The 723-nt window shown below is 44.0% G+C and carries 1 protein-coding gene; it reads right to left on the bottom strand.

Annotation, left to right across the window (positions count from 1 at the left end):
* Positions 1-81: 81 nt before the first annotated feature.
* Positions 82-723 (bottom strand): RAP domain-containing protein (locus J7438_RS26530; protein ID WP_209279022.1); only part of this gene is annotated, 642 nt, incomplete at its 5' end.

The raw sequence follows: 723 nt of genomic DNA, 5'->3' as shown, positions 1-723 counted from the left end.
TTGAGTCATGATGGAAGGGAGGAGATTACTGGCTGTTTTTTCTCTTCCTTTTTCTGCTTTTTGGTTTGCCTGTTTGATCTTCTACATATTTTTCGACGGTTTAGTAACAGTGATCTGAGGGTTGCGATCCTTTATTGGCAGTAACGTATGCCTCATCTGCCCCCCGTTTTTAAGTGATACAGAGCCATGACCCTGTGGCGGGATGCCTACCCTGGTCTTTATTTGATCAATAAGTTTCATTAAATCCCGGTTCCAAAGCTGGTTAACCGGGATTTCAATGACCTCAAATCCTGATTTTTGCAGCAGTGCGATTTTAAGCAGGGTCGAACCATTCCTGGTTTTGAAATCACCACCTACGTAATGACACGGTCCCTGAACTTCAATCACCATGTTGTGATCTGGCAGTAGCAGGTCAACCGGAGGTAATAAGTTCAGACTCTTTTCTTCTTCAATCTTCAAAGATGGAATGCATAATTGGAGTTGATTGCGGAAGTCGGATTGAGGTTTTGAAATGATTGTCTGGTAATGGGGGACGAACGGACACGCTCTGCCAAGCCAACTTGCGGCCATGGCAATGATGGATTGATCCTCTTCATTATCTGGGGATGTATTATCCAGGCGAGTAAACAGGTCATGCATGTGCTTTTCAAGATTTTTATTGGCATTGGAGACTAGAGACAACCTGGCACAGCATACCATTACTCCCCAGAGAGACATCAATAT

The sequence above is a fragment of the Thalassotalea sp. G20_0 genome, assembly GCF_017744175.1.
Classification (GTDB): domain Bacteria; phylum Pseudomonadota; class Gammaproteobacteria; order Pseudomonadales; family Endozoicomonadaceae; genus Endozoicomonas.
Note: the sequence above shows the minus strand (reverse complement) of the source record. Positions and strands in the feature narration are given on the sequence as shown.